Origin of the sequence: Paenibacillus apiarius, assembly GCF_017052585.1 — a bacterium.
Classification (GTDB): domain Bacteria; phylum Bacillota; class Bacilli; order Paenibacillales; family Paenibacillaceae; genus Paenibacillus_B; species Paenibacillus_B apiarius.
The window spans coordinates 1,732,501-1,755,716 of the sequence record NZ_JAFFHZ010000001.1; the positions used below are offsets into that span (position 1 = coordinate 1,732,501).

Here is a 23,216-nt window from a genome sequence, read left to right on the forward strand (position 1 = left end):
TGCAATATCCGTCCCGTTAATTAGAATACGTCCGCTTGAAGGCGTGAGCAGTGCCCCTGCAATTGATAAGAAGGTGCTCTTCCCCGAGCCCGAAGGGCCCACAACGGCAACAAATTCCCCTTCTTCCACCTGCAACGATACATTTTTCAGCGCAGCAACAACCGTTTCCCCTTCGCCGTATACTTTGTTTACTTGCTCAAGAACCAACTTCGCGCACATTATTCCACCCTCCCAATCGCTTCAATCGCATCTACCGCGGCAATCCGGCGCAAAGACAGCAGCGCGCCAAGGACAGATACGAGCACAAGCAAGCCTGAGTATTGAATTAAGACGTTTGCTCCCAAGTCAAACGGCATGCTGTCCGGCATCACGGCATTGACGCCGAAGGTCAAGCCGATGCTGATAGCCACGGACACGACTGCCAAGATCAACACTTGCCCGATTAAATTTTTAGCCAAATAAAATGTGCTGGCTCCAATGGCTTTGAGCACGCCGAACTGGTTTGTTTTCTGCAGCGTAATCACGTAAAAGAATACAGCTTGAACGAATGCGGCAATGACGACCAAAAATCCGATCATCATTGTCAAGGAGCCCTGTTCTTCCTTAAAACCGGGAATGCCTTGCAGCGCTTGATCTTTGGTGGCGATATCAATACCCTCTACTTTACCTGCCAGCGCATTTTGAATATTACCGCCGGCCTTAATCGCAATCGCGCTTAAACGAGGCATTGGCTGGCCTGTTTCCGTCATCAGCGATTCCAGTCCTTCCATATCCATGTACACGACAGGCGCGTGGCTGAACATTTGATTTTGAACAAAACCGACGACACTCATCGTGGCGGTCGTATCTTTAATCGTCAGCACATCGCCCAGCTTCACTCCGTCTTCTTTCAGAGAAGCGTCGACCACAATTTCATGCTTTCCGTTTCCGGACAGCGATTTGCCTTCAATAACGTCAGGCATCAGCATGCTGTTTTGTTCAATAGCGAACAAGGCAACGTCCGACTTCTTCGCCGAATGCTCCTGCGTTACGGTCAGCATCGTCTGAATGAGCGGCGCAGCATCGGTTACTCCGTCCTGCTTCTTCACTTCATCAAGCTTGTCCCGCGATAGGACGGAACGAGTTAATTTATAGTCGGTGTCAGCTTGATATATCATGTAGTCCGCATTCATATGTTGTATCGCAGACGCATTGTCCCCCGATAGTCCATTCGCCAGTCCCGATACGATTAACGTCAGGCAAGCGACCAGCACCATAATGAATCCGATGAGCACAAATCTTGATTTCGCATGCTTCAACTCACGGATAGCCAAAAACATGATTCATCCACTCCAATCTATCTAGTTTCACAGCAATATGATATTGTCCCGCCGGGTGTATATCAGGATGTCGCTCCGGACTTCTATTATTGTAGAAAGAGAACATGAACCGAATGTGAACGTCACATTACAATTGAAAGAAACGAATTGTTCACAGGCGTCTGATTTATTGCCGCAAATGCTTTGCACCCGATCCGGTTTTGGCTTATACTCTGGATATATTTCGCAAAGCGAGGTCAATCCGATGGCCGTAACGATTATTCATGTAGCTGAAAGAGCGGGCGTATCTCCATCTACCGTGTCACGTGTCATCTCGAATGATTCGCGCATTAGCCAGAAGACGTCCCGCAAAGTCCGCAAAGCAATGGAAGAGCTGGGGTACCACCCGAATTTGCTTGCGAAGAGTCTGGTCACAAAGACAACGAACAACCTGGGCATCGTCCTGCCTCGCCCTGCGGATGAAGTGTTTCAGAACCAATTTTTCTCCGAAATCATTCGCGGTATCGTCACAAAGGCCGCTTCCAGCCGCTACGATGTGCTCATGACAGCCGGAACGAGCCATGTGGAAGAAGAAAAGGCAGTCGAACGATTGGTGCATGGCCGAAATGTGGATGGCATCATTCTATTGTCCTCCCGCAGAGACGATCAGATTATTTCCTTTTTGCGGGACAAAAAGTTCCCATTCGTGCTGGTTGGACGCAGCGATCAGTATGTGGACATCATTTCGGTGGATAACGATAATATTGCCGCATCGTATGACGTTACCCGCAAGCTGATCCAATTGGGCCACCACAAAATTGCCTTTGTGAGCGGCCCGTTCAATTTAACGGTATCGAAGGATAGGCTGGATGGGTATCGCAAAGCATTGCTCGAGGCGGGAATCCCTGCATGCCAGGAGTTCATCTTGGAAGGCGATTTCACTCAGGAATCGTCTGCGCGGATAACCAAGCGAATTGTACAGCTGGAGGAACGGCCGACGGCCATTGTCGCGATCGATGATGTCGTCGCATTCGCCATCATTCGTTCGTTGCGGAGCAGCGGCGTGCGCGTGCCGGAGGATTGCAGTGTGGTCGGCTTCAATAATACGTTGTTGTCTGAGATGTGCCTGCCTCCCATCGCCAGTATCGATATCGGTATTTATCAGATGGGCAGCTCGGCGGTTCAAGCGCTTATCCAGCGCATCAAGGGCGACGGCTTCGAGCAAGCCCGAATCATTATTCCGCATCAGCTCGTATGGCGTGATTCAGTCACGGAGTTGCATTCAGATACATAAGCAAGTGCGATGACGCGTGATCATAGTTCAAAACAAATACGCTTCCGTAAAGCGTAACGAGAAAGAGTTATTAATAAAAGAAGCGATGGAACATCCCGGCTGCTCAGCCGTATGCTCCATCGCTTTTTCAGTTCTTTTTTCTTTACAACACTATATTCAATTCGATTCCATCCGCAGTGTCAGGCAGCTTCAACAACAGCTCGCCGCGCTCTGCATCATAAGCCCAGCCTGATGCTTGCTGCGCCAGCTGCGCAACCTGAACCTGCCCGCCCGAGCCAGCCACTCCTTGCGGAGCAGCAGCAAGGCCGACGATCCGGAACTGGATGCTTGCCCGCTGCGGCTCATAGCCGCGGGCAGTGTACTTCGCCGTTACGTTCAGCGCCTGCTCGGTCTCCATCGTCTCAATCAGCATCTTGCTCCATTTCCCGTCCTCATAGGCAAATGTCAGGCCATCGTCCTCATACCATTCCAGACTGCTCGTCCCGCTTCGGCCTTGCAGATAGATGGATGCCGTCACGAACTCATCCGCAACCGCCTCGTCCGCATATTGGCGAACCGGCCCTTCCAGCAAAATAGCCCCTGCGCGAATAAAGATCGGCAGCTTCGCAAGCGGAGCGTGCACATGAATGTGCTGCTTGCCCGCATAGCGCTCCCCGCTCCAATAATCCACCCATTCGCCTTCCGGCAAGTACACGGACCGCCATTCCGTATTCGGGCGGTAAACCGGCGACACGATAACCGAATCGCCCACAAGGAATTGGTCGCACAAATTGTATGTTTGCGGATCGTCCGGATATTCAAGCACAAGCGGACGCATAACCGGAAGCCCCGTTTGCGAGGCCTCATAGAACCAATGATACAGATAAGGCATCCATTGGTAGCGCAATGAAATGTACTGCCGGCAAATGCGCTCGACCTCTTCGCCGAACGACCAAGGCTCCTGCCGCAGCATGTCAATGGCGCTGTGATTGCGGCAGTACGGGAAGAAGACACCCATCTGCATCCATCGCGCCAGCAGCTCGCCGCTCGTATGATGGGCAAAGCCCCCGATATCCGGTCCCGCAAACGGAACTCCTGACATCCCCAGGTTGAGCACCATCGGCATCGCCATCGACATATGCTCCCAGAAGCTGCGGTTGTCGCCTGTCCACACGGCCGCATAGCGTTGGATGCCGCTGTAGCCGGCGCGGGTCAGGACGAACGGCCGCTTGCCCTCGAGCAGCGCCCTCAACCCTTCATAGCTTGCTTGGGACATGCACATGCCGTATAGATTGTGCAGCTCGCCGTGGGTTTTGCGGTCTCCTTCGTTGCCGTGCATGACGTTGACGTCCATCGTCTTCGTCTCATTGAAGATGGCTGGCTCGTTCATGTCGTTCCAAATGCCGTCAATGCCCAGGTCCGTATAGAAGCGCTGCTTCTCCGTCCACCAATCACGCACGCGCGATTCGGTGAAGTCCGGGAACGCGCTCTCTCCCGGCCAGACCGGACCGGTGTATATGTCTCCTTCGGCCGTTTTGCAGAAGAAATCCTCGTCGACGCCTTCCATATAGACGGCATACATTGGATCCTTCTTCACGCCCGGATCCACGATCGGAACGATATGGAAGCCAAGCTCGCGCAGCCTTGCCATCATTTGCTCCGGATTCGGGAAGCGGCTCTCATCGAACGTAAAGACGCGATAGCCGTTCATGTAATGAATGTCGAGATGGATGACATCGCAAGGAATCTTCTTCTCGCGGAACGTATGCGCCAGATCCATCACTTCTTTTTCATCCATATAGCTATAACGTGATTGGTGATAACCGAGCGCCCACTTCGGCGGCAGCGGCATGCGGCCGGTCAGCTCACTGTAGCGGACAATAACTTCCTTTAAGGTAGGCCCCTCAATCCAATACAGATCAAGCTCGCCCGTCCAGGTTTGAAGCATGGCCATGTTCGCATAGGACCGCATATCAAACACGGTCTTGCCTGGATTGTCCAAGAACAATCCATAGCCCTTGCCGTTGTTCAGCATCGTAAGAAAAGGAATGGATTGATACAAGGCTTCCATTTCCGGCACATGAGGGGCGTATACGTCGGTATTCCACATCGTATAGCGCTCACCGCGCTTATCCAGAAATCCTGTCTTTTCCCCAAGCCCGTAAATATGGTCATCCTCGCCCAGCGAAATAAATGCCGCATAATCGCCCACAGACTCCCGGTTCCGCTGCACGCTGACGATATTTGCTTGTTGTTCTCCGTTGCGAATGGACAGGGAACCCGTCTTCCGATTGATGTCAACCGTTGTGTTCCCGCTAACGACCGACACCCGCTCCTCGCCTGCCGTCCATTGCAGCGGCACTTGAGATTGGGACTCTGGCGCTGCAATCGCGGGCGTTGTCTTCCAATTCGGCTCTTGTCCGCGGAACGTTTTGATGCGAATCGAGCCGCCGTCTACCAAAGCGATTGCCAGATTAAAATGCTCCCCCATCAGCAGAAGCGCATTGTTCTGTTCGGTAATCTGTGTAATCATCCCGAGCTGCACGCCGGTGCTTCTCTCTGTATGCTGGCTTGCATTCTCCGGGTGTATCGCTGCACTTGTGTCTAGCATCGTAATCCCTCCTGCTCCTCTTGTTTTCTAATTCGATCCTGTTCACGCTTCTATTAACCTTTGCTTGCCCCGGCAGTAAGTCCCTCCACAAGGAATCGCTGCAGGAATAAGTACAGAAGCGCAATCGGAATGGCAATCAACACGGCGCCGGCCGCAAACATCGTAAAGTTGGTCGATGCGTTGTTGACCATATCCCATAACCCAATGGCAAGCGTCCATTTCTCCTTCGTCCGCAGCACAAGACGGGCAAAGATAAAGTCGCCCCACGCGCCGGCGAAAGTGGTAAGCCCGACGTATGTGATCATCGGCTTGGAAAGCGGCAGCATAATTTTCCGAAATACGGTCCAGTGGGAGGCGCCGTCAATCCGGGCCGATTCCTCCAGACTCTTCGGAATGGTATCGAAGAAACCTTTGACGACAAACGCCCCTAACGGAGCTCCCGCCGAGTACACCAAAATCAGGGCCATATGCGTATCCAGCAAATTAAGCTGCATCAGCAGGATATATACGGCGATCATGCTCATAAATCCAGGGAACATGCCGAGCACCAGCATCCCCGACATCAAATTTTTGCGTCCGTAGAACCGGAAGCGCGACAGTGCGTAAGCGGTCATGACGACCAAAATGACACCGAAGATCATGTTGAAGGTCGCAATTTTCAATGTATTCAAATACCAGCGGCCATATTGATATTGCTCCGATGTGAACAAGCTGACATAATGCTCGAATGTCGGATTGCGCGGTATTAACGTATCGCTGTAAATGGACGTTCCCGGCCGGATGGAGGACATCAAAATCCAAATGGTCGGATAAAATACGCTAATTGCAATGATGATGAGCAACAGATAACTAAATGCGAGCCGCAGCTTTGAGTTTTTCTTTTTCCCCACACTCATTGGATGAGATCCTCCTCTCGGAACGAACGTGTGCGGCGATAGCTCCATATCGATAGCGAGGCCACAATAATGAAGATAATGATCCCGATGGCTGCCGCAATATTGAACTTGTTGTTATCCAGCGTCAACTTGTACAGCCAGGTGACAAGCAAGTCGGTGCTGCCCGCATATTGGTATTCGCCGTTAGGCGGGTTCCCGTTGGTCATCAGGAAGATGACGTTGAAGTTATTGATATTCCCTGCAAATTGCCCAATCAAAATCGGTGCTGTTGAGTACAAAATCATCGGCATCGTGATGGACCGGAATTTGTGCCATGCCGTTGCCCCGTCAACATCCGCGGCTTCATACATATCCTTCGGAATCGTCGTCAATATGCCGATGACAAGCACCATCGTTACCGGGATCCCTACCCACATATTGACCATAAGCACCGTTACTTTGGCCCAGAACGGATCGGACAGCCAAGGAAGCTTGCCTAAACCGAAATAACTCAAGTATTGGTTGATCGGACCAAATTCACCGTTAAACATGTTGCGCATAATAAGGAACGACAACATTTGTCGGAATCGCATACGGAATAATGAAGATGGTGCGCCACATCGTCTTGAAGCGAATTCCAGCCTGTTGAACCAGCAGCGCTACTAGAATGCCGCCGAAATAACAAGTGACGGTAGCCAAGATGGCCCAAATAATCGTCCACGTCAATACGCCATAGAATGTGCCGCTCCATGTTCCAAGCTGCAGTAAATCCTTGAAGTTCTGCAATCCGACCCAATCGACCAGCTTCGCCGGCGGGATATGTTCAGGCGCCGAGTAGTTCGTGAAGGCGAGCAGGATCATGAAGATGATCGGCATTATCGTAAAGAACAATACGGCTGCTGTAGGCAAAGCCAAGAACAAGTAAGCGAATTTGTTCTCTTTTACATACTCCAAGCTTTGAAGGAAGCGATTCGGCGTCTCGCCCCGTTCACGCAGGCGTCCGACCGCAAGCGCGTCCTTCACTACCAGGATATACATCCATATAAATATGAACAGGACAAGCAGCGTAATTAAACCTTTAATGATGAGATAGATAGAATGATCGCCTGGCACCATCTTGTACAGCTTGCCGACCTTCTGCATTTGCGCAGGCGTCTCTCCAAGCGTGTACAATCCCCATAGCGCGCGCGGCAATTCATTGATTAAGTAGTAAAGCCCCAAGGCTTCACACAGCATGAGCAGAATTCCTTTGAGATACTGACGGTTAAATAGTTGCCCGAGACCCCAGAACACACCGGAAAGCACGGCAGCTTTACTGGCGTATTTCCCCTGCGTCTCGTTTGGCGTCGGCCCTGTCTGATGAAATGCGGATTGCGCATCACTCGAAGAAGCCGATTGTCGAGTGCTCATAAAGGACTCTCCTTTCTCATTATCCAATATCGTGATGTCATGTCAGTCCAACCAATTTAAACGACCCGGGCGAGCGATTGCTCCCCCGGGCTTCTTTTCTCTCTCTTTAGCAAGCGTTCAATGTGCCTCTTTTGAAAGGATTTTATTGAACTCACTCTATTATTTATTGGCGTCTTTAATTTGCTGTACGGCGTTGTCAAGCGCCGCTTTCGGATCTTTTCCTTTGTTCAGCACGTCCGCAAGTCCTGCCGCCATTGGGCTCCACACGCTGCCCATCTCAGGAATGGCCGGCATCGGGTAAGAGTTCTTGAACTGTTCCAGTACCGCAACGGTGAACGGATCGTTGGCTACTGTCGGATCAGCTGCCGCCTCTTTGTTGGAAGGAACGACACCGTTTAATTCGAAGGCTTTTATCTGAGCTTCTTTGGTCGATGCAAATTCTGCGAACAGTTTAGCAGCGTTCGGATATTTCGTATAAGAGTTGACATACCAAGCTTTCACGCCGGAGAACGTCTTGGAAGGCTCGCCATTGATGCTCGGAATCACCGCTGCGCCAAGGTTGATGCCCGCTTTTTTCAATTCCTGAATCGCCCATGGACCATCGATGTTCATTGCCAGCTGGCCGTTTGTGAACAAGCCTTTTTTTACGTCGCCCGTTACATCGGATGTCGTCAATGGAAGCACCTGCTTCGCGAACTGCTGCAGGAACTGCGCCCCTTTAACCGCACCTTCGTTGTTCAGGCCAATGTCCGCTTTATCGCTACCATTGTTGCCGAACACGTAGCCGCCTGTCGTCGCCAGGTACATGTAGTCGTAATAGAAGTTGCCGATTTCCCACATGTACGTATATTTTTTGTTCGGGATATCATTCATTTTTTTGGATAGCTCAACGACCTCTTCCATCGTCTTAGGCGGTTCTGGCAGCAAGTCTTTGTTATAGAACATGATGAGAGTTTCTACAGAGCGCGGATATCCGTACAGAATGCCATCGTAGGATGCCGCATTGACTGCCAGTTCGGAGTTGGCTTCACGCGTTTGCGCTTCATGGTAGTCATTCGGGAACACGAGGCCTGCCGTTACCGCTTTCCCCAAGTTATCGTGCGGGAAAACTACGACATCCGCGGCAATGCCGGCCGGACCGTCATTGACAAGCTTGTTGACTTGGTCAGGAGCCGCCACTTCTTCGAACTTGACGGGAACGTTGTACTTCGCCGTAAAATCTTTGGCAATCGCCTCAATGAAAGCACGGCTTTCTTTACTCTCCCATACGACCAAGCTTGCTCCTTCCTCAGGAACCAACTGATCGCTTTCCGCTGCCCCGCTGTCCGCCGCCGTGTCTGTCGACTCCGTCGCTTCTGTCGTTGTTCCCGCTCCGCTCGACGAATTATTGCCGCCGCCTGAGGAACAAGCCGTAATTGTAAATACCATCATGACCGACAAAAGCGTTACTACCCATTTCTTCATGTGTGAATCCCCTTTCAATTGTGCATGTCTGTTGATTTCAAGCGTGCAAAAGTTGAAGCTGAGGTACCATGATGCAAAATAATTCCATGATTTGTGCAAACCTTTGCACAAATCATTAAAAAAATAAAACCTTCCACACAAAGGCTTTGTAAGCGGTTGCGTATATGAGGATTATACAATTCAAGTTTTATCTTGTAAACCGTTTGCACAAAAAAATAATTTATTTTATACTGTGAGTCATACTTGAGATTATTACAGTAAGCGAGGGTTTCCCGATGGCAGTAACCATAATTAATGTGGCCGAAAAGGCTGGCGTCTCGCCTTCTACGGTATCGCGCGTCATCTCGAACGATCCGCGCATCAGCCAGAAGACGAGCCGCAAAGTGCGCAAGGTCATGGAAGAGCTTGGTTACCATCCAAACCTGATGGCCAAGAGCTTAGTAACGAAAACAACGCACAATATCGGCATTGTTCTCCCCCGCCCTGCAGATGAATTGTTCCAGAACCAGTTCTTCTCCGAAATCATCCGGGGCATTGTGACGAAGGCAGCTTCCAGCAGCTATGATATTTTGATGACCACCAGCACCAATGAAATAGAAGAATGGAAAGCGGTGGAGCGGCTCGTACAGGGTCGCAACGTCGACGGCATTATTTTGCTCGCCTCGCAGCGGGAGGATCCGAATATATCGTTCTTGCGGGAGAAAAAGTTCCCGTTCGTGCTCGTCGGGCGCAGTGAAGATTATAGCGATATTACTTCCGTGGATAACGACAACATTGCAGCCGCGCAGGCGATTACCCGCCATCTAATAGGACTCGGGCACCGCCGCATTGGCTTCGTCAGCGGGCCGTTCGAATTGACGGTATCGAAAGACCGGTTGGACGGGTATGGCAAAGCCTTGCTTGATGGGGGGATTCCGTTCCGGCGCGAGTATGTATTTGAAGGCGCATTCACGCCTGACTCGGCGATGCACATTACCGGGCAGATATTGAAGCTGGAAGAGCGTCCGACCGCCATCATCGCAATTGATGACGTCGTTGCCTTCGGCATCATTCGCTCGCTGTGGAATAACGGGCTCCGGGTTCCGGAGGATTGCAGCGTCGTCGGATTCAACAACACGTCGCTCGCTGAAATGTGCTTGCCTCAAATTTCGAGCGTCGATATCGGCATGTATCAAATGGGCCAATCGACGGTTCAGGCTCTTATTCAGCGCATCAAAGGCGAGGGATTCGAGCAGGCGCGCATCATCATCCCGCATCAGCTGATATGGCGAAGGTCGGTTGCGCCTCCCGATGGCGTAACGTAATCTCTGTATCAGGATGAACCGCCGCGGCGAAACAAGAAGCGGTTGGCTATTAGACCTAACCGTTCATGTTCTCCAGTTACCTAGTGGCCCTATCCCCTATGAAATAGTTATCGTACGTTAGTCAGTCTGCAAGATTGCAAGCAGTTCGATATAAGTCAAAGGAGAGGACATTATTATGTTGCTCGAAGCCATTTACCACCGCCCGAAGCAGAACTGGGCCTATGCATATGACCGCCAAACCATTCATGTTCGGATTCGGACGAAGAAAAATGACGTGGAACAGGTTACCGTCTATTACGGGGATAAATTCAACAGCTGGGAAGGAATAGAGACAACCACCTCTGTTCCGATGACGCGCATGTATCAGGATGAGCTATTCGATTATTGGCAAGCGGAGACGCTCCCGCCATTCCGCCGTCTCGCCTATGCCTTCAAGCTCGAGGATGGGCATGACACGGTATGGATGACCGAGCGCGGCTTCCAGCAGGAAACGCCGGAACCGACCAAAAGTTGGTTCGAGTACCCGTTCCTGAACCCGGCGGACATCTTTGCGCCTCCGGCTTGGGTGAAGGATGCCGTGTTCTATCAAATCTTCCCGGAACGCTTTGCCAATGGCGATCCAAGCACCGATCCGGAGGATGTGCAGCCTTGGGGCGGCGAGCCGAAGCCGGACAACTATTTTGGCGGCGACCTGCAAGGAGTTCTGAATCACCTCGATCATTTGGAGCAGCTCGGTATAACGGCGATTTATTTCACTCCTATTTTTGAGGCGACTTCAAACCATAAATACGATACGAAAAACTACATGAAGGTAGACCCCCATTTCGGCACGAATGAAAAGCTGAAGGAATTGGTGCAAGCGTGCCACGACCGCGGCATTCGGGTGCTGCTTGATGCGGTGTTCAATCATTGCGGACACACGTTCCCGCCTTTTGTTGACGTGCTGGAAAAAGGCGAACAGTCCGCTTACAAGGATTGGTTCCATGTCCGGCAGTTCCCGCTCGAGGTCATTGACGGCGTGCCGACCTTCGACACATTTGCGTTCACGCCGATGATGCCGAAGCTGAATACGGAGCATCCTGAAGTAAAGACCTATTTACTCGATGTGGCCCGCTACTGGATTGAAGAAGTCGGCATCGACGGCTGGCGTCTCGATGTCGCTAACGAAGTGGATCACCAGTTCTGGCGTGAATTCCGCCAAACGGTCAAAGCCGTCAACCCAGACGCTTATATTTTGGGCGAAATGTTCCATGAGGGCATGATGTGGCTGCAGGGAGACCAGTTCGATGCGGTCATGAACTATCCATTCACGTACGCGATGCATGACTTTTTTGCGCAAGAGGCGATTGACGGACTTGGATTCGCGCAGGCAATCCAGCATCAGTTGGCAAGCTACCCGCTGCAGGCCAACGAGGTTATGTTCAACCTGCTGGACAGCCATGATACGCCCCGTCTGTTGACGCTCTGCGGCAACGACAAGCGCAAAATGAAGCTAGCTGCGCTGTTCCAGTTGACGTTCTTGGGCACGCCGTGCATTTACTATGGTGATGAGGTAGGTTTGGACGGAGATCATGATCCGGGCTGCCGCAAATGCATGGAATGGGATGAAAAGGGGCAAGATACCGGGCTGCTCCAATATTATCACAGCCTGATCGCGCTGCGGCATGCGCACTCCGCCTTGCGGACGGGCAGCTTCCGCTTCATTCATGCGGAGGAGAAAGACCGGGTCATTGCATATGAGCGGGCAGATGCGGACGGGCGTTGGCTCTTCGTGCTGAACGGATCCGAGCAGAAACGGACGGTAACCTTGAAAATCTGTGAGGGTGAATGGCAAAGTATCGATGTCGGAGCGAAGTCCGATACGGGCGAGATGCTAGTCGGAAATAGCAAAGGCTTGCAAGTCGAGGTCGGGGATATGGGCTGGCGCATATTGCAGTCGAGTCAGTAGTTCGTACCCGCAAACGGTGCAGGAGCAACACTATCTAGTTTAATTGGAAATATTATGATATAGTCAGAGGAACACAATAATGGCTTTTGGGCGGTTGGCTAGTCTCCTGCAAGGGAGGTGATGCCAGTGAGCGTATTTGAAGCGTTGAGTCTAATGTTCATCTTTGGAATGTTCATTCTTGCTTTGCTCACTTACTTAAAGAAAAAGTAGACCGCCCTCCAACCAAGGTTTGCGGTCTACTTTCGCACCTTATAAAAAGCCAACCGCTCTTCATGCGGTTATTGTGGGAAGAAGGTCGCAGTTGGCGCTGCGATCTTCTTTTTATTATACACACACTGTATCATACATATTCTTACTGTTCAACTGTGGTCCGTAGAATAGTCAGGATGAGCGAACTCACCATACACATCAGCGCCCAAACTGTTTCATCGGCCTCAATTATTTAACACACATGTTCTGCTATATAAGTTTCAACTCATATAGTTTAACTGGAAAAATTATGATATAGTCATAGGAACACAATAATGGCTTTTGGGCGGTTGGCTAGTCTCCTGCAAGGGAGGTGATGCCAGTGAGCGTATTTGAAGCGTTGAGTCTAATGTTCCTCTTTGGGATGTTCATTCTTGCTTTGCTCACTTACTTAAAGAAAAAGTAGACCGCCCTCACCAAGGTCTGCGGTCTACTTTTTAGATTGCTCACCTAATTAAGCCAACCGCTCTTCATGCGGTTATTGTGGGAAGAAGGTCGCAGTTGGCGCTGCGATCTTCTTTTTATTATACACTTACTGTATCATACATATTCTTACTGTTCAACGGTGGTCCGAAGAGCAGCAGCAGTTTAATCGGAACCCAGCGCCTCATTCAACAGCCGCACGAGCTCATTCTCGTCCGTAATTACGGGAATGCCCAACTGTTCGGCTTTTGCCAACTTGCTGCCCGCCTTCTCTCCTGCGACGACAAGATCGGTCTTCTTCGATACGCTGCCCGTCACCTTCGCGCCGCACGCCTCCAGCTTCTCTGTTGCTTCATCGCGCGTCATGAGGTGCAGCGTCCCTGTCAGCACAACCGTCTTGCCGTAGAAGAACGAATCCTCGCTTACCGGCGCAGGCTTCTCCACCGCTTGCGGCTGCACGCCAAGCTCAAGCATGCGGTCGATGCTCGCCCGGTTCATCGGATCGGCGAAATAAGTTACGATGCTGTCCGCCACGATATCGCCCACATCCGGAATGGCGATTAGCTCTTCGGCCGAGGCTTGCATGACGCCATCGAGCGTCCCAAAGTGATCTGCAAGCGCCCGCGTCGTCGTCTTGCCCGTATTCGGAATGCCGAGCGCGAACAAGAAGGCTGCCAGATCGCGCGTCTTGCTTTTGTTCAGCGCCTCTAACAGGTTGTTCGCCTTCTTCTCTCCGAAGCGGTTGAGACCGACCAACTGCTCAAAGGCGAGCGCATACAGGTCGGAGGGTTCATGCACGTTCAGTTCGTCGTGCAGCTGCTCCGCCGTCATGACGCTGAACGTCTCGATGTCCATCGCATCGCGTGAAGCGAAGTGCGCCAAGCGGGCCACAATCTGCGGCTTGCAATTCAGCTTGTTGTTGCAGAACAGATGCGCGCCGCGCATCTCCAGCGTGTAACCACACGCCGGGCACTCCGTTGGATACACAATTTCCTCGCCATCCTCTTCATCAGGCACGCGGCCAAGAATTTCGGGAATGACATCATTCGAACGGCGGATGAAAACACGTGCGCCCAGCGCATGCTTCAGGTTCTTGCGCTCAATGTCGCCGACATTGTTCAAGGTGCAGTTCTGCACAGTCACCCCGGCGAGCTCCACTGCTTCCACGCGCGCAACCGGCGTAATTTTCCCCGTGCGCCCGACTTCCCAATTGACCGACTCCAGCACGGTCGTCGTCTCCTCTGCCTCGAACTTGAAGGCAACGGCCCAGCGCGGGAATTTGTCCGTATAGCCGAGCACCTCGCGCGTGCGCATATCGGTAATCTTCACGACTGCCCCATCGATTAAATAATCCAGGGATGGGCGCTGCTCCTGCACGCGATGCAGTTCCGCACGGACTTCTTCTATCGTATCGAAGTACGTAATATATGGATTCACCTTGAAATGATTCGATCGCAGAAATTCCATCATTTCTTGATGATTCGTGAATGCTGCGTCATCGGAATAACCAACATTATAGAAAAAAGCGCTCAGCTTCCGCTGCGCCGTTACTTGCGGGTTCAGGTTGCGGAGCGCTCCCGCCGCCGCATTGCGCGCATTCTTAAGCGGCTCGGCCGCCGTCTTATTATAGGCATCCAGCACAGAAAGGTTCATAATGCCTTCCCCCTGCACTTCAATCGTGCCATCCTTGTACGGAATCGTCAGCGGAACAGAGCGGATCGTCTTTACCTGAGGCAAAATCGCCTCGCCGACGACACCGTTCCCGCGCGTCGACGCCTGGACCAACTGGCCATCTGTATAAGTCAGGTTCAAAGTCAGGCCGTCATATTTCAACTCGACCACATAAGCGGGCGCAGGAAGAGGCTCCGCTTCTGGATTTTTCGTGTTGTAATCTTGAATAAGACGCAAAACCCGTTGATTCCAAGCATACAGATCGTCTTCATTCTGAGCCTTGTCCAAGCTCCACAGCCGCGACAAGTGGCGATGCGGATCGAATCCTTTCAGGATTTCGCCACCGACCCGAACCGTCGGTGAATCGGGCAATACAACCCCCGTTTCTCGCTCCAGCGCGACGAGCTCGTCATACAGCTTGTCATACTCTTTGTCCGCAATGACGGGCTCGTCGAGCGTGTAATAATGATAATTGTAACGGTTCAGTTCGGCCACAAGTTGTTCCATGCGGGAATGTGCATTCGACACGGAGGTTGCCCCTTTCCTACTCAGTTCTGCATCATATTGCAAAAGGTTGTTCAACAATTACCTTTATAATTGCGTATTTACAATCTTGCACCAGGTTATGCCACCTGCTGTTCATTTATACTTTCGTGACCGGCGCGAATGCAGCCAAGAGACGCTTAACACCAACAGGCGCCGGAAAGGCAATCTGCAGCTCCGTATCCGTGCCCGTCCCTTTGACGGAGACGATGACGCCGACGCCCCACTTGGCGTGGGATACCTTGTCGCCGGCTTGGAAGCTGCCGTCTTGCGCGCCTCCCTGCTTCGCTTTGTCAAGCGAGGTCGTAACGGTAACTCCGCTGGCGGCCGGCGCATTGCTTTTGGGCGTGGATGTGCGCCATCCGCCCGGCGCCTGTCCAGATGCGCCTGAATCGTTTACTTGGTTCGCACCAGCACCACCGGTGTAGCCAAGACCGCGCCCGCCATAGGAGGCGGAGGATGCGTTTCTTCCGTAACGGTCGCCCCCGCCGTAGCGCGTGCCTGACGGAGATGCGTCTTCCATCAGTTCTTCCGGCACTTCCCTGAGGAAGCGTGAAGGCGGATTGGCATTCGTCCGTCCGAACAGTGTGCGCGTCCGCGCGCACGTCAGGAAGAGCTGCTGTTCTGCGCGCGTAATGCCTACATAGGCGAGGCGGCGCTCTTCTTCGAGCTCTTCGCTGTCGCTGAAGGCACGGCTGTGCGGGAAGACTCCTTCCTCCATCCCGATGATGAAGACGACAGGGAACTCCAGTCCTTTGGCACTGTGCATCGTCATCAGGATAACCGCTTCTTCCTGCTCTTCGTCGGTATCATTCACCGAATCGATATCCGCAATCAAGGCTAAGTCGGTCAAGAACGACACGAGCGACTTGTCGTCGCTGCGCTGCTCGAACTCCTGCGTTACCGACAGGAACTCATCGATGTTCTCTAGCCGCGCCTTTGATTCCAGCGTGTTTTCCCGCTGCAGCTCCAGCTTGTACTCTGACATTTCCAGCACTTTTTCCGTCAGTTCCGTAACAGACAAATATTCGACCATATGATGCAAACCATCGATCATCGCCCGGAATTCACGCAGCGTGCCCTTGGTTTTCGGAGCAATATCCAAATCATCCATATTAGCTATGACTTCCATGACAGACGTGCCCCGTGCCGCAGCAGCGTCGGACAGCTTGGCCATAGTCGTTGCTCCAATGCCCCGCTTCGGCACATTGATGATGCGATCCAAGCTGATATCGTCGTTCGGATTGGAAATTAAACGCAGGTACCCAAGCAAGTCCTTAATTTCTTTGCGGTCGTAGAACTTGATGCCGCCAACGATCTGATACGGTATTTCAGACTTGATGAGAATTTCCTCGATTACCCGCGACTGGGCGTTCGTCCGATACAAAATCGCATGCTTGCTGTACGATAAGCCGGACATTTGGTTCTTCTTGATTTCGGCCGTGACGAAGTAACCTTCATCGTGCTCCGTGTCCGCTTGATATATTTTAATCTTGTTGCCTTCGCCGGAATCGGTCCACAGCTTCTTCGGTTTGCGTCCCGCGTTCTGCTTAATGACCTCATTCGCCGCATTCAAAATATTAGCGGTGGAACGATAGTTCTGCTCGAGAAGGATTGTGGTTGCCTTCGGATAATCTTCTTCGAAGTTCAGAATATTCGTAATATCCGCGCCGCGCCAGCGATAGATAGATTGGTCGCTATCCCCGACCACGCAAATATTTTGATGCTGATCCGCCAGCATGCGGCACAGCATATATTGCGCGCGGTTCGTATCCTGATACTCGTCGACGTGAATGTACTTGAACTTTTTCTGATAAAAATCGAGCACTTCGGGCACTTCCTTGAACAGTTGGATCGTTGACATGATCAAGTCGTCAAAGTCGAGCGAGTTGTTGCTCTTCAGCCGCTTCTGGTACAGCTTGTACACCTTCGCGACGATGCCGTCGAAGTAATCGCCAATCTTCTGCTCGAACCGTTCCGGGGAGACGAGCTCGTTTTTCGCGCTGCTGATCGCCGCCTGAACTGCCTTAGGCTCGAACTTTTTGGTATCAAAATTCAATTCCTTCATACAGCCGCGAATAACAGACAATTGGTCAGCCGAATCGAGAATGGAGAAATTGGACGTGTATCCGATTCGTTCGATATCCCGGCGCAGGATGCGCACACACATGGAGTGGAACGTCGACACCCAAATATCCTGCCCTTCCGGACCAACCAGCTTCGCTACCCGATCCTGCATTTCACGGGATGCTTTGTTCGTAAATGTAATCGCCAAAATACTCCACGGAGCCGCTTTGCGCGTAGCGATAAGGTAAGCGATGCGGTGCGTCAGCACACGCGTCTTCCCTGAGCCCGCCCCCGCCATAATAAGCAGCGGCCCTTCCGTCGTCTCTACCGCGCGGCGCTGCTCCGGATTCAGGCGCTTAATCGCTTCCTGAATGTCCATATTGGCGCTCGAAGCTTCTGCCTTTGCACCGGATTCCAAAAATTCAAACATAAGTGCGAAATCTCCTTTCTGCTGGAAAAACAGAGACGGCATAATTATCTGCGTCTAATAGATGTGCCGTATCCGCCAGATGAATAAGCACTGGGTCTATGCAATGACAAATAATGTTGCTGATTCATGCCGCTCATCCAAAAATAAATCTATCCTCTTGGCTAGTATGCCGATATTTCGTGCTTGTCTTAATCATTAGGCGCTAATTCAATGGAGCAGCCTTTACAGCCTCTACCGTAGCTATGGCCGCATCCAAATCTTCATATACAATGTTGCCTACCACGACCGTATGTGCCGCTGCTGCGGCGGCTCTTGCTTGCTCAGTGGTGCGAATGCCACCGCCATAGAATAGCTGCGCTTGGCGAAGAGCGCCCTTCACCTTGCTCACCCGCTCCATATCGCCATACATGCCGCTATATTCAACATACACGATGGGTAAACGCATCAGCTTGTCCGCCACTTGCGCATGCGCAACCGTCTCCGCAGTGGTTATGCCCGCATCCGCCTCCGTAAGCTTGGCCGCCGTTGCATCAGGATTCAATATAATGTAGCCCTCCGGTATTAGCAAATCCCATGGAATCATGTAACCATACTGTTGTATCGCACGCTGGTGCTGCCCAATGATCCAATCCGGATTCGGCGTATTCAGCACCATTGGGATGAGGTACGCGTCGAATCCTGGCACTACGGCATCCAGGTTGGATACCTCCAGCACGACCGGCAGCTCATACCGCCGAATGCGCGCCAACAGATCAACCGTATTTTCAAACGTCACCCCGCTCGACCCGCCGACTGCGATTGCATCCGAGCCGGACATACATATCCGGTTCAATGCTTCATCGTCAATTTCTTTATCCGGGTCCAATTTGAACACGTGCCGCCACGAGTCTATAGGTATAACAGGCGTATTCAAGGTTGTGTTCCTCCAAGTCCGTCGCTCTTTCACGCATCATGCAGCACACATGCCACGAGCAGGATTACTGCATTCGCGAAGGCCGCATTCTGTTCAAAATTACATGTCGTCGCCAAAGAGCTTTCGCTTCAATTATGCTCGTATATATAGTGTACCAAAGTTAAGTCTAAGGGTGCAGGTGGGGGGTGTCAATGAAGAGAAGACTGAATATATTGGTCGCATGCCTCTAAGAGAATGTATGTTCTTATTGTAATAAAAACGGGAAGATATGTCACGGTGAAAATGATGGAGAAACGTATTGTGTATAAGGTATACAACGTGGAGGGATACAGTGATTGCAGTATCAGAAAGTTAGAATACACGGATGACCATGACGGCAATAGCGATCCACGTGACCGTACCGAGTAAAAAGGCGATGACCCAACCACGGCCTACTTCCGTATTATCGGTTTCTATATCCTTTTCATGTTGATTCATCATACAACAACTCCCCAAAGCGTGATGGTATTCACAGTTTGGGGAGAAAAGAGTTTGAATTATACCTGTTACATGATATTTTTAGTAAGCATTTTTATTGATGAATCCGTTGATTACCGTTTTCCAAATAATTTTAATGTCAAATAATAAAGACCAGTTCTCAATATAGAAAATATCGTAACGAATGCGCTCCTCAATAGAAGTGTCTCCACGCAAGCCGTTGCTCTGAGCCCAACCGGTAATACCAGGGCGGACATGGTGCTTCACCATGTATTTAGGTATCTCCTCTTTGAATTGTTCCACAAAATACGGACGCTCCGGTCTCGGACCAACCACGCTCATATGCCCAAACAGTACATTGAAGAACTGAGGCAGCTCATCCAAGCTTGTCTTGCGCAAGAAAGAACCAAACTTCGTCCGCCGCGGGTCATTTTCCGTTGTCCACACCGTATCTGAAGTCTTCTCTGAGCTTATTTTCATGGAACGGAACTTGTACATCATGAAATGCCGCCGGTTCAATCCAACCCGCTCCTGCTTAAAAATAATTGGACCCGGGGAGGTTAGCTTAATTCCTATCGTAATGACAAGCATGACTGGCAGCGTTATGATGATGGCGACTAATGAGAAGGCGATATCAAAGGCACGCTTAAATACTCTATTTCGCAATACGTCGAGCGGAATGTCCCGCACGTTAATCATGGGCATGCCCGCAAAGTTATCAAAGTACGGCCGTGAAGGCAGATAATCGAAGAAGTCCGGAATGATGAGCGTCCTTACTCCTGCTTTTTCACAGACCTCAATGATGTCCGGGAACTTATGATGTGCGTCCAACGGAAGAGCGATGATTACTTCGTCGATTAATTTGTCATTCAGCACTTGCTCTAATTCATTCAGAGTTCCTAGAATGGGTTCATACCGTTTCTCTTCAATGGAATCCCACTGTGCCCGATCATCTAAAAATCCGATAACCTCGTAACCCATTTCCGGGTAATTGCGCAAATTCTCATAAAAGCGTTTCCCCAGAGTCCCTGCCCCCAGGATAATAATAAATTGCTTGTTATACCCTTTGTGGCGCAAGGAGCGCAGCATAACCTTAACCGTGTATCTATAGACGATAGTTCCCATTGTGGCAGTCCCTACGAAGACCGCCAGGAATTCACGGGAGATATGGACTTGTTTGAAGAAGAACAACAAACTAAGCAACACGAACAAGCTAATCGCATGCGTTTGAATGATGCGGACAAGCTGATCCGAGAACCGCTTTTTCCGATGGAAATGATATAGCGAAGACATGGTGCCAACAACAATAACGGTTGCCGCGTATACCACTCCCCACCCCATATAAGTCCTGTAAGACAATGAGCCATCGTTATCCAACCAGCCGCTATCGAATTTTACCCACCAAGCCAATCCGAATGCGATTGCGATGACGAGAATATCGAAAATCATATATATTTTCGACAAAAACTTCTGATTTTTGCGAATCATGTATAAGAACCTCATTTTACCGTATTTGATTAAGACCATTATACTAGAGATTCATACTGTAAGGGAATGGTTGTTATTTATTTGTTTGCGGTCTCCGAAAAATGGCCAAGCCTTTCGCTAGCGCGTTCAATGTCAAAGCTGCAGCCAACTTTGCGCCCATACCGGCATACATCAGCGCATTCACCCAAAACGGATATTGCTGTTTGAAATGTTTATTGTAGAGGACATATATCGCTCTATGAAATTCATACGTGATTTTAAAAGGTTTATTCCGGCTGCTTGCCCGCTTATAGTGAACAATTTTCGTCTTTGGATAGTAATAGTTGACCCAGCCCGCCTGCTTTATGCGGTAACACCAGTCAACATCTTCCCCATACATAAAAAAGTCTTCATCCAGCATCCCGACCTGCTCGATAGCCTCACGTCTCACCATCATGAATGCTCCAATGAGACAATCAATCGGATAAGCCTGATCAGGGTCTAAATCTTCACGGTGGTACGCGTTGATTCGCGGATTTTTGGGGAACAGCTTCGATAAGCGAGACACGTAGAAGAAGGTTGCAGCTGGCGTCGGGAATCCCCGTCGACATGCTTTGTCCAGAGAGCCGTCAGGAAGAACGACCTTACACCCTGATGCGCCCACTTCAGGATGCTCATCCATAAAGCGTATCATGATGTCGAGCGTATCCGGTTGAATAACCGTATCGGAGTTAAGAAGGAGAACATAACGCCCCTCCGCAACACGCATCCCTTGGTTGTTGGCTTTGGAAAAGCCCAGGTTGTGTTCATTGGCGATAAGCTTTACTTGAGGGTATTGCTCTCCAATGACTTGTACTGAATCGTCGCGTGAGGCATTGTCGATTAAAATGACTTCAAATTGGCAGTCCGTTACCGATCGATAAACGGACTCCAGACAGTTCAAGGTTAACTGCTTCGTATTATAATTAACGATGATAATGGATAGGTCTATCATTTGATTATGTCTCCTCGAATCATCATAAGACGGAGTACGAGATTGTCCAACGTAGACTGGCGGTATAGAGATGTTGATAGAGCATATTTCGTTCGTTTCAAAAATCCTCTATCAGGAAGCAGAAACTCGTGCAGTTCTGCTCTTAACTTTGCAGGGAGATGCTCTCCCCAGCATCGTTCGAATTCCTTAGCTTGATTCCAGTAGATTTTACTTTCACAATGCTTTTGATAATTTCTCCATTTTTGTACCCACATATCAACGATCCCGCTTTGCCCGCCAACGACATTATTTTGATGTTGTCGGTAATAAATGCTCTCTTCCTTATCGTATACCACTTTACCAAATGCAGAGACTACCAAATACACCCACCAATCATGCATGACAATATTCTTAGGATGAGGGGGCTTAACCTTTATCAGGTCAATAGCTGGACGATTAATCATAATCGTAGCTCCAACTGCCACATTTTCGACAAGCGCATTAAAGAAAGATGTCCGCCGATGCGGTGAAGGGGGCCAAGAGTTAATTGGCTGCAACGTTTCATTCACCATTAGTGTAGGAGTAAAATACATTACAGGCTCATCCCCTGAAAACTGATTTAAGTAACGTATTCCTCTCTCTAACTTATGTGGCTTCCACACATCATCCTGATCACAGAAACATACATAATCCGTATCATCATGAACATAGTTCGTCAAAAGCTCAAAAAAACTCGCAATGACACCAATATTCTTTTTATAAAAGACTTCAAATTCACTTGGATATTTAAATACATATTCATTAATAATTGTCGATGTACTGTCTGAGGAACCGTCATCTCGAATCGTAATGCAGCGATGAGAATGGGTTTGCTCCATCAGACTATTAAGCTGTTCGGCCAAATATTTTTCCCCGTTAAAGGTCGACATAACAATTTGGACTTTATCCCGACGAGCTCCCACTCTCATTCACATCCAGTTCTATCGATGATTGATATAATCTTGCAACGCCTCTCGCCAATGTCGAATTGGTGTTAAACCATTTGTTCGAATAGCCATTGGCTCCATAACCGAATACCGGGGACGCGGCGCTGGACGCGGAAATTGTTCTGTCGTGCAAGGTTCAACCTTGACAGGCATTTTTGCCTCTTCAAAAATGGCTTGGGCAAATTCATACCACGAGCATATTCCGGTATTAGAGGCGTGATAAATACCATACTTTTCAGTCGCTACAAGCTCCTCTAAAAATAATGACAAATCACAGGTGTAAGTTGGCGATCCCCATTGATCATTTACCACCTGCAATGATTCTCGTTCTCTGCCTAATTTCAACATCGTCTTCACGAAGTTGTTACCTGAAACTCCGTACACCCAGGACGTTCTTACAATAAACCAACGAGAACATAAGGATTGTACCAATTGTTCTCCTGCCCGCTTCGATTTCCCGTACACGGTCAATGGATTCGTATTGTCATACTCATAATAGGGACTAGAGGACGTGCCGTCAAACACATAGTCCGTACTAATGTAGCATATTTTGGCCTTTACACGTTCTGCGGCAACGGCGATGTTTCTTGTTCCAATGGCATTAACTAAATAGGCATTATCTTGATCCGCTTCTGCATTGTCCACCGCTGTATAGGCTGCACAGTGGATAACTGCATCGGGTTGTATTTCACCAATTACATTGTTGCACATGATCTCGTCCGTAATGTCTAATTGTGCTCTACCCAGTCCAACTACATGATGTCCTTTTTCAGAAAAGAGGCGGACTACGTCCGCCCCTAATTGCCCATTAGCGCCTGTTACGAGTATGTTCAT

At 50.2% G+C, this 23,216-nt stretch carries 18 protein-coding genes and 1 pseudogene (1 of these 19 running past the window's edge); 5 read left to right on the forward strand and 14 right to left on the reverse strand.

Translation table 11 applies throughout. The features are described from left to right. Together JSQ80_RS08085 and JSQ80_RS08090 are read right to left on the reverse strand one after the other, a co-directional pair. Positions 1–219, reverse strand: partial view of an ABC transporter ATP-binding protein gene (locus JSQ80_RS08085; protein WP_206094943.1) — the 5' portion only. The gene continues 516 nt to the left of window position 1, outside the view; only the first 219 of its 735 coding nucleotides appear in the window; its start codon is at positions 217–219; its stop codon lies off the left edge, out of view. Further along, positions 219–1,319, reverse strand: coding sequence for an ABC transporter permease (locus tag JSQ80_RS08090; RefSeq protein WP_206094944.1), 1,101 nt, complete (start codon positions 1,317–1,319; stop codon positions 219–221). The genes JSQ80_RS08085 and JSQ80_RS08090 overlap by 1 nt, the downstream gene beginning before the upstream one ends. A gap of 244 nt (positions 1,320–1,563) precedes the next feature. On the opposite strand from JSQ80_RS08090, the gene JSQ80_RS08095 reads away from it, so the two are divergent. Next, positions 1,564–2,592 (forward strand): LacI family DNA-binding transcriptional regulator, encoded by a 1,029-nt coding sequence (locus JSQ80_RS08095; protein WP_206097516.1) that lies wholly within the window; start codon positions 1,564–1,566, stop codon positions 2,590–2,592. A 142-nt stretch (positions 2,593–2,734) separates the two neighbouring features. Here the strand turns inward: JSQ80_RS08095 and JSQ80_RS08100 are convergent, their stop codons facing one another. The 4 genes and pseudogenes from JSQ80_RS08100 to JSQ80_RS08115 all read right to left on the reverse strand — a co-directional run bounded on the left by JSQ80_RS08100 (position 2,735) and on the right by JSQ80_RS08115 (position 8,931). Continuing rightward, the gene (locus tag JSQ80_RS08100; RefSeq protein WP_206094945.1) at positions 2,735–5,182 is read right to left on the reverse strand and encodes a glycoside hydrolase family 31 protein; all 2,448 of its coding nucleotides are present in this window, start codon (positions 5,180–5,182) and stop codon (positions 2,735–2,737) included. A 53-nt stretch (positions 5,183–5,235) separates the two neighbouring features. Then, the gene (locus tag JSQ80_RS08105; protein WP_206094946.1) at positions 5,236–6,078 is read right to left on the reverse strand and encodes a sugar ABC transporter permease; all 843 of its coding nucleotides are present in this window, start codon (positions 6,076–6,078) and stop codon (positions 5,236–5,238) included. After that, positions 6,075–7,467: pseudogene (locus JSQ80_RS08110) on the reverse strand (carbohydrate ABC transporter permease). The gene JSQ80_RS08105 and the pseudogene JSQ80_RS08110 overlap by 4 nt, the downstream one beginning before the upstream one ends. 159 nt (positions 7,468–7,626) lie before the next feature. Continuing rightward, a complete protein-coding gene (locus tag JSQ80_RS08115; RefSeq protein WP_206094947.1) occupies positions 7,627–8,931 on the reverse strand; it encodes a sugar ABC transporter substrate-binding protein in 1,305 nt (434 codons plus the stop codon). A 275-nt stretch (positions 8,932–9,206) separates the two neighbouring features. Here JSQ80_RS08115 and JSQ80_RS08120 point away from each other — a divergent pair, with 275 nt between their 5' ends. The 4 genes from JSQ80_RS08120 to JSQ80_RS29465 all read left to right on the forward strand — a co-directional run bounded on the left by JSQ80_RS08120 (position 9,207) and on the right by JSQ80_RS29465 (position 12,838). Beyond that, positions 9,207–10,235 (forward strand): LacI family DNA-binding transcriptional regulator, encoded by a 1,029-nt coding sequence (locus tag JSQ80_RS08120; RefSeq protein WP_206094948.1) that lies wholly within the window; start codon positions 9,207–9,209, stop codon positions 10,233–10,235. Positions 10,236–10,410: 175 nt separating this feature from the next. Continuing rightward, positions 10,411–12,183, forward strand: a complete 1,773-nt coding sequence (locus tag JSQ80_RS08125) for an alpha-glycosidase (protein WP_206094949.1) — start codon at positions 10,411–10,413, stop codon at positions 12,181–12,183. A gap of 120 nt (positions 12,184–12,303) precedes the next feature. Beyond that, positions 12,304–12,393: a putative holin-like toxin gene (locus tag JSQ80_RS29460; RefSeq protein WP_272491095.1), complete on the forward strand. Its 90-nt coding sequence runs from the start codon at positions 12,304–12,306 to the stop codon at positions 12,391–12,393. Between the two features lie 355 nt (positions 12,394–12,748). Then, positions 12,749–12,838: a putative holin-like toxin gene (locus tag JSQ80_RS29465; protein ID WP_254912210.1), complete on the forward strand. Its 90-nt coding sequence runs from the start codon at positions 12,749–12,751 to the stop codon at positions 12,836–12,838. 182 nt (positions 12,839–13,020) lie between these two features. Here the strand turns inward: JSQ80_RS29465 and ligA are convergent, their stop codons facing one another. From ligA to rfbD, 8 genes are all read right to left on the reverse strand, one after another. Continuing rightward, on the reverse strand, positions 13,021–15,033 hold the full coding sequence (gene ligA, locus JSQ80_RS08130) for an NAD-dependent DNA ligase LigA (RefSeq protein ID WP_206097517.1): 2,013 nt from the start codon (positions 15,031–15,033) through the stop codon (positions 13,021–13,023). Between the two features lie 136 nt (positions 15,034–15,169). Beyond that, positions 15,170–17,566 (reverse strand): DNA helicase PcrA, encoded by a 2,397-nt coding sequence (gene pcrA, locus JSQ80_RS08135; RefSeq protein WP_206094950.1) that lies wholly within the window; start codon positions 17,564–17,566, stop codon positions 15,170–15,172. A gap of 202 nt (positions 17,567–17,768) precedes the next feature. Continuing rightward, a complete protein-coding gene (gene pcrB / locus JSQ80_RS08140; protein ID WP_206094951.1) occupies positions 17,769–18,479 on the reverse strand; it encodes a heptaprenylglyceryl phosphate synthase in 711 nt (236 codons plus the stop codon). 351 nt (positions 18,480–18,830) lie between these two features. After that, entirely contained in the window at positions 18,831–18,959 is a 129-nt protein-coding gene (locus JSQ80_RS29470) for a hypothetical protein (RefSeq protein WP_254912208.1), read from the reverse strand. Positions 18,960–19,037: 78 nt separating this feature from the next. Continuing rightward, on the reverse strand, positions 19,038–20,444 hold the full coding sequence (locus JSQ80_RS08145) for an undecaprenyl-phosphate glucose phosphotransferase (protein ID WP_206094952.1): 1,407 nt from the start codon (positions 20,442–20,444) through the stop codon (positions 19,038–19,040). 73 nt (positions 20,445–20,517) lie between these two features. Further along, entirely contained in the window at positions 20,518–21,417 is a 900-nt protein-coding gene (locus JSQ80_RS08150; protein WP_206094953.1) for a glycosyltransferase family 2 protein, read from the reverse strand. Continuing rightward, the gene (locus tag JSQ80_RS08155) at positions 21,414–22,358 is read right to left on the reverse strand and encodes a glycosyltransferase (protein ID WP_206094954.1); all 945 of its coding nucleotides are present in this window, start codon (positions 22,356–22,358) and stop codon (positions 21,414–21,416) included. Before JSQ80_RS08155 ends, JSQ80_RS08150 begins: the two co-directional genes overlap by 4 nt. A gap of 18 nt (positions 22,359–22,376) precedes the next feature. Continuing rightward, positions 22,377–23,216: a dTDP-4-dehydrorhamnose reductase gene (gene rfbD, locus JSQ80_RS08160; RefSeq protein ID WP_206094955.1), complete on the reverse strand. Its 840-nt coding sequence runs from the start codon at positions 23,214–23,216 to the stop codon at positions 22,377–22,379.

Coding starts and splice junctions, on each gene's coding strand:
- JSQ80_RS29465 (WP_254912210.1), top strand. CDS start 12,749: ATGCCAGTGAGCGTATTTGAAGCGTTGAGTCTAATGTTCCTCTTTGGG.
- JSQ80_RS08150 (WP_206094953.1), bottom strand. CDS start 21,417: ATGATAGACCTATCCATTATCATCGTTAATTATAATACGAAGCAGTTA.
- JSQ80_RS08095 (WP_206097516.1), top strand. CDS start 1,564: ATGGCCGTAACGATTATTCATGTAGCTGAAAGAGCGGGCGTATCTCCA.
- JSQ80_RS08105 (WP_206094946.1), bottom strand. CDS start 6,078: ATGAGTGTGGGGAAAAAGAAAAACTCAAAGCTGCGGCTCGCATTTAGT.
- JSQ80_RS08145 (WP_206094952.1), bottom strand. CDS start 20,444: ATGATTCGCAAAAATCAGAAGTTTTTGTCGAAAATATATATGATTTTC.
- JSQ80_RS08100 (WP_206094945.1), bottom strand. CDS start 5,182: ATGCTAGACACAAGTGCAGCGATACACCCGGAGAATGCAAGCCAGCAT.
- pcrA (WP_206094950.1), bottom strand. CDS start 17,566: ATGTTTGAATTTTTGGAATCCGGTGCAAAGGCAGAAGCTTCGAGCGCC.
- JSQ80_RS08120 (WP_206094948.1), top strand. CDS start 9,207: ATGGCAGTAACCATAATTAATGTGGCCGAAAAGGCTGGCGTCTCGCCT.
- JSQ80_RS08125 (WP_206094949.1), top strand. CDS start 10,411: ATGTTGCTCGAAGCCATTTACCACCGCCCGAAGCAGAACTGGGCCTAT.
- ligA (WP_206097517.1), bottom strand. CDS start 15,033: ATGGAACAACTTGTGGCCGAACTGAACCGTTACAATTATCATTATTAC.
- JSQ80_RS29470 (WP_254912208.1), bottom strand. CDS start 18,959: ATGATGAATCAACATGAAAAGGATATAGAAACCGATAATACGGAAGTA.
- JSQ80_RS08090 (WP_206094944.1), bottom strand. CDS start 1,319: ATGTTTTTGGCTATCCGTGAGTTGAAGCATGCGAAATCAAGATTTGTG.
- JSQ80_RS08115 (WP_206094947.1), bottom strand. CDS start 8,931: ATGAAGAAATGGGTAGTAACGCTTTTGTCGGTCATGATGGTATTTACA.
- rfbD (WP_206094955.1), bottom strand. CDS start 23,216: ATGAACATACTCGTAACAGGCGCTAATGGGCAATTAGGGGCGGACGTA.
- JSQ80_RS29460 (WP_272491095.1), top strand. CDS start 12,304: ATGCCAGTGAGCGTATTTGAAGCGTTGAGTCTAATGTTCATCTTTGGA.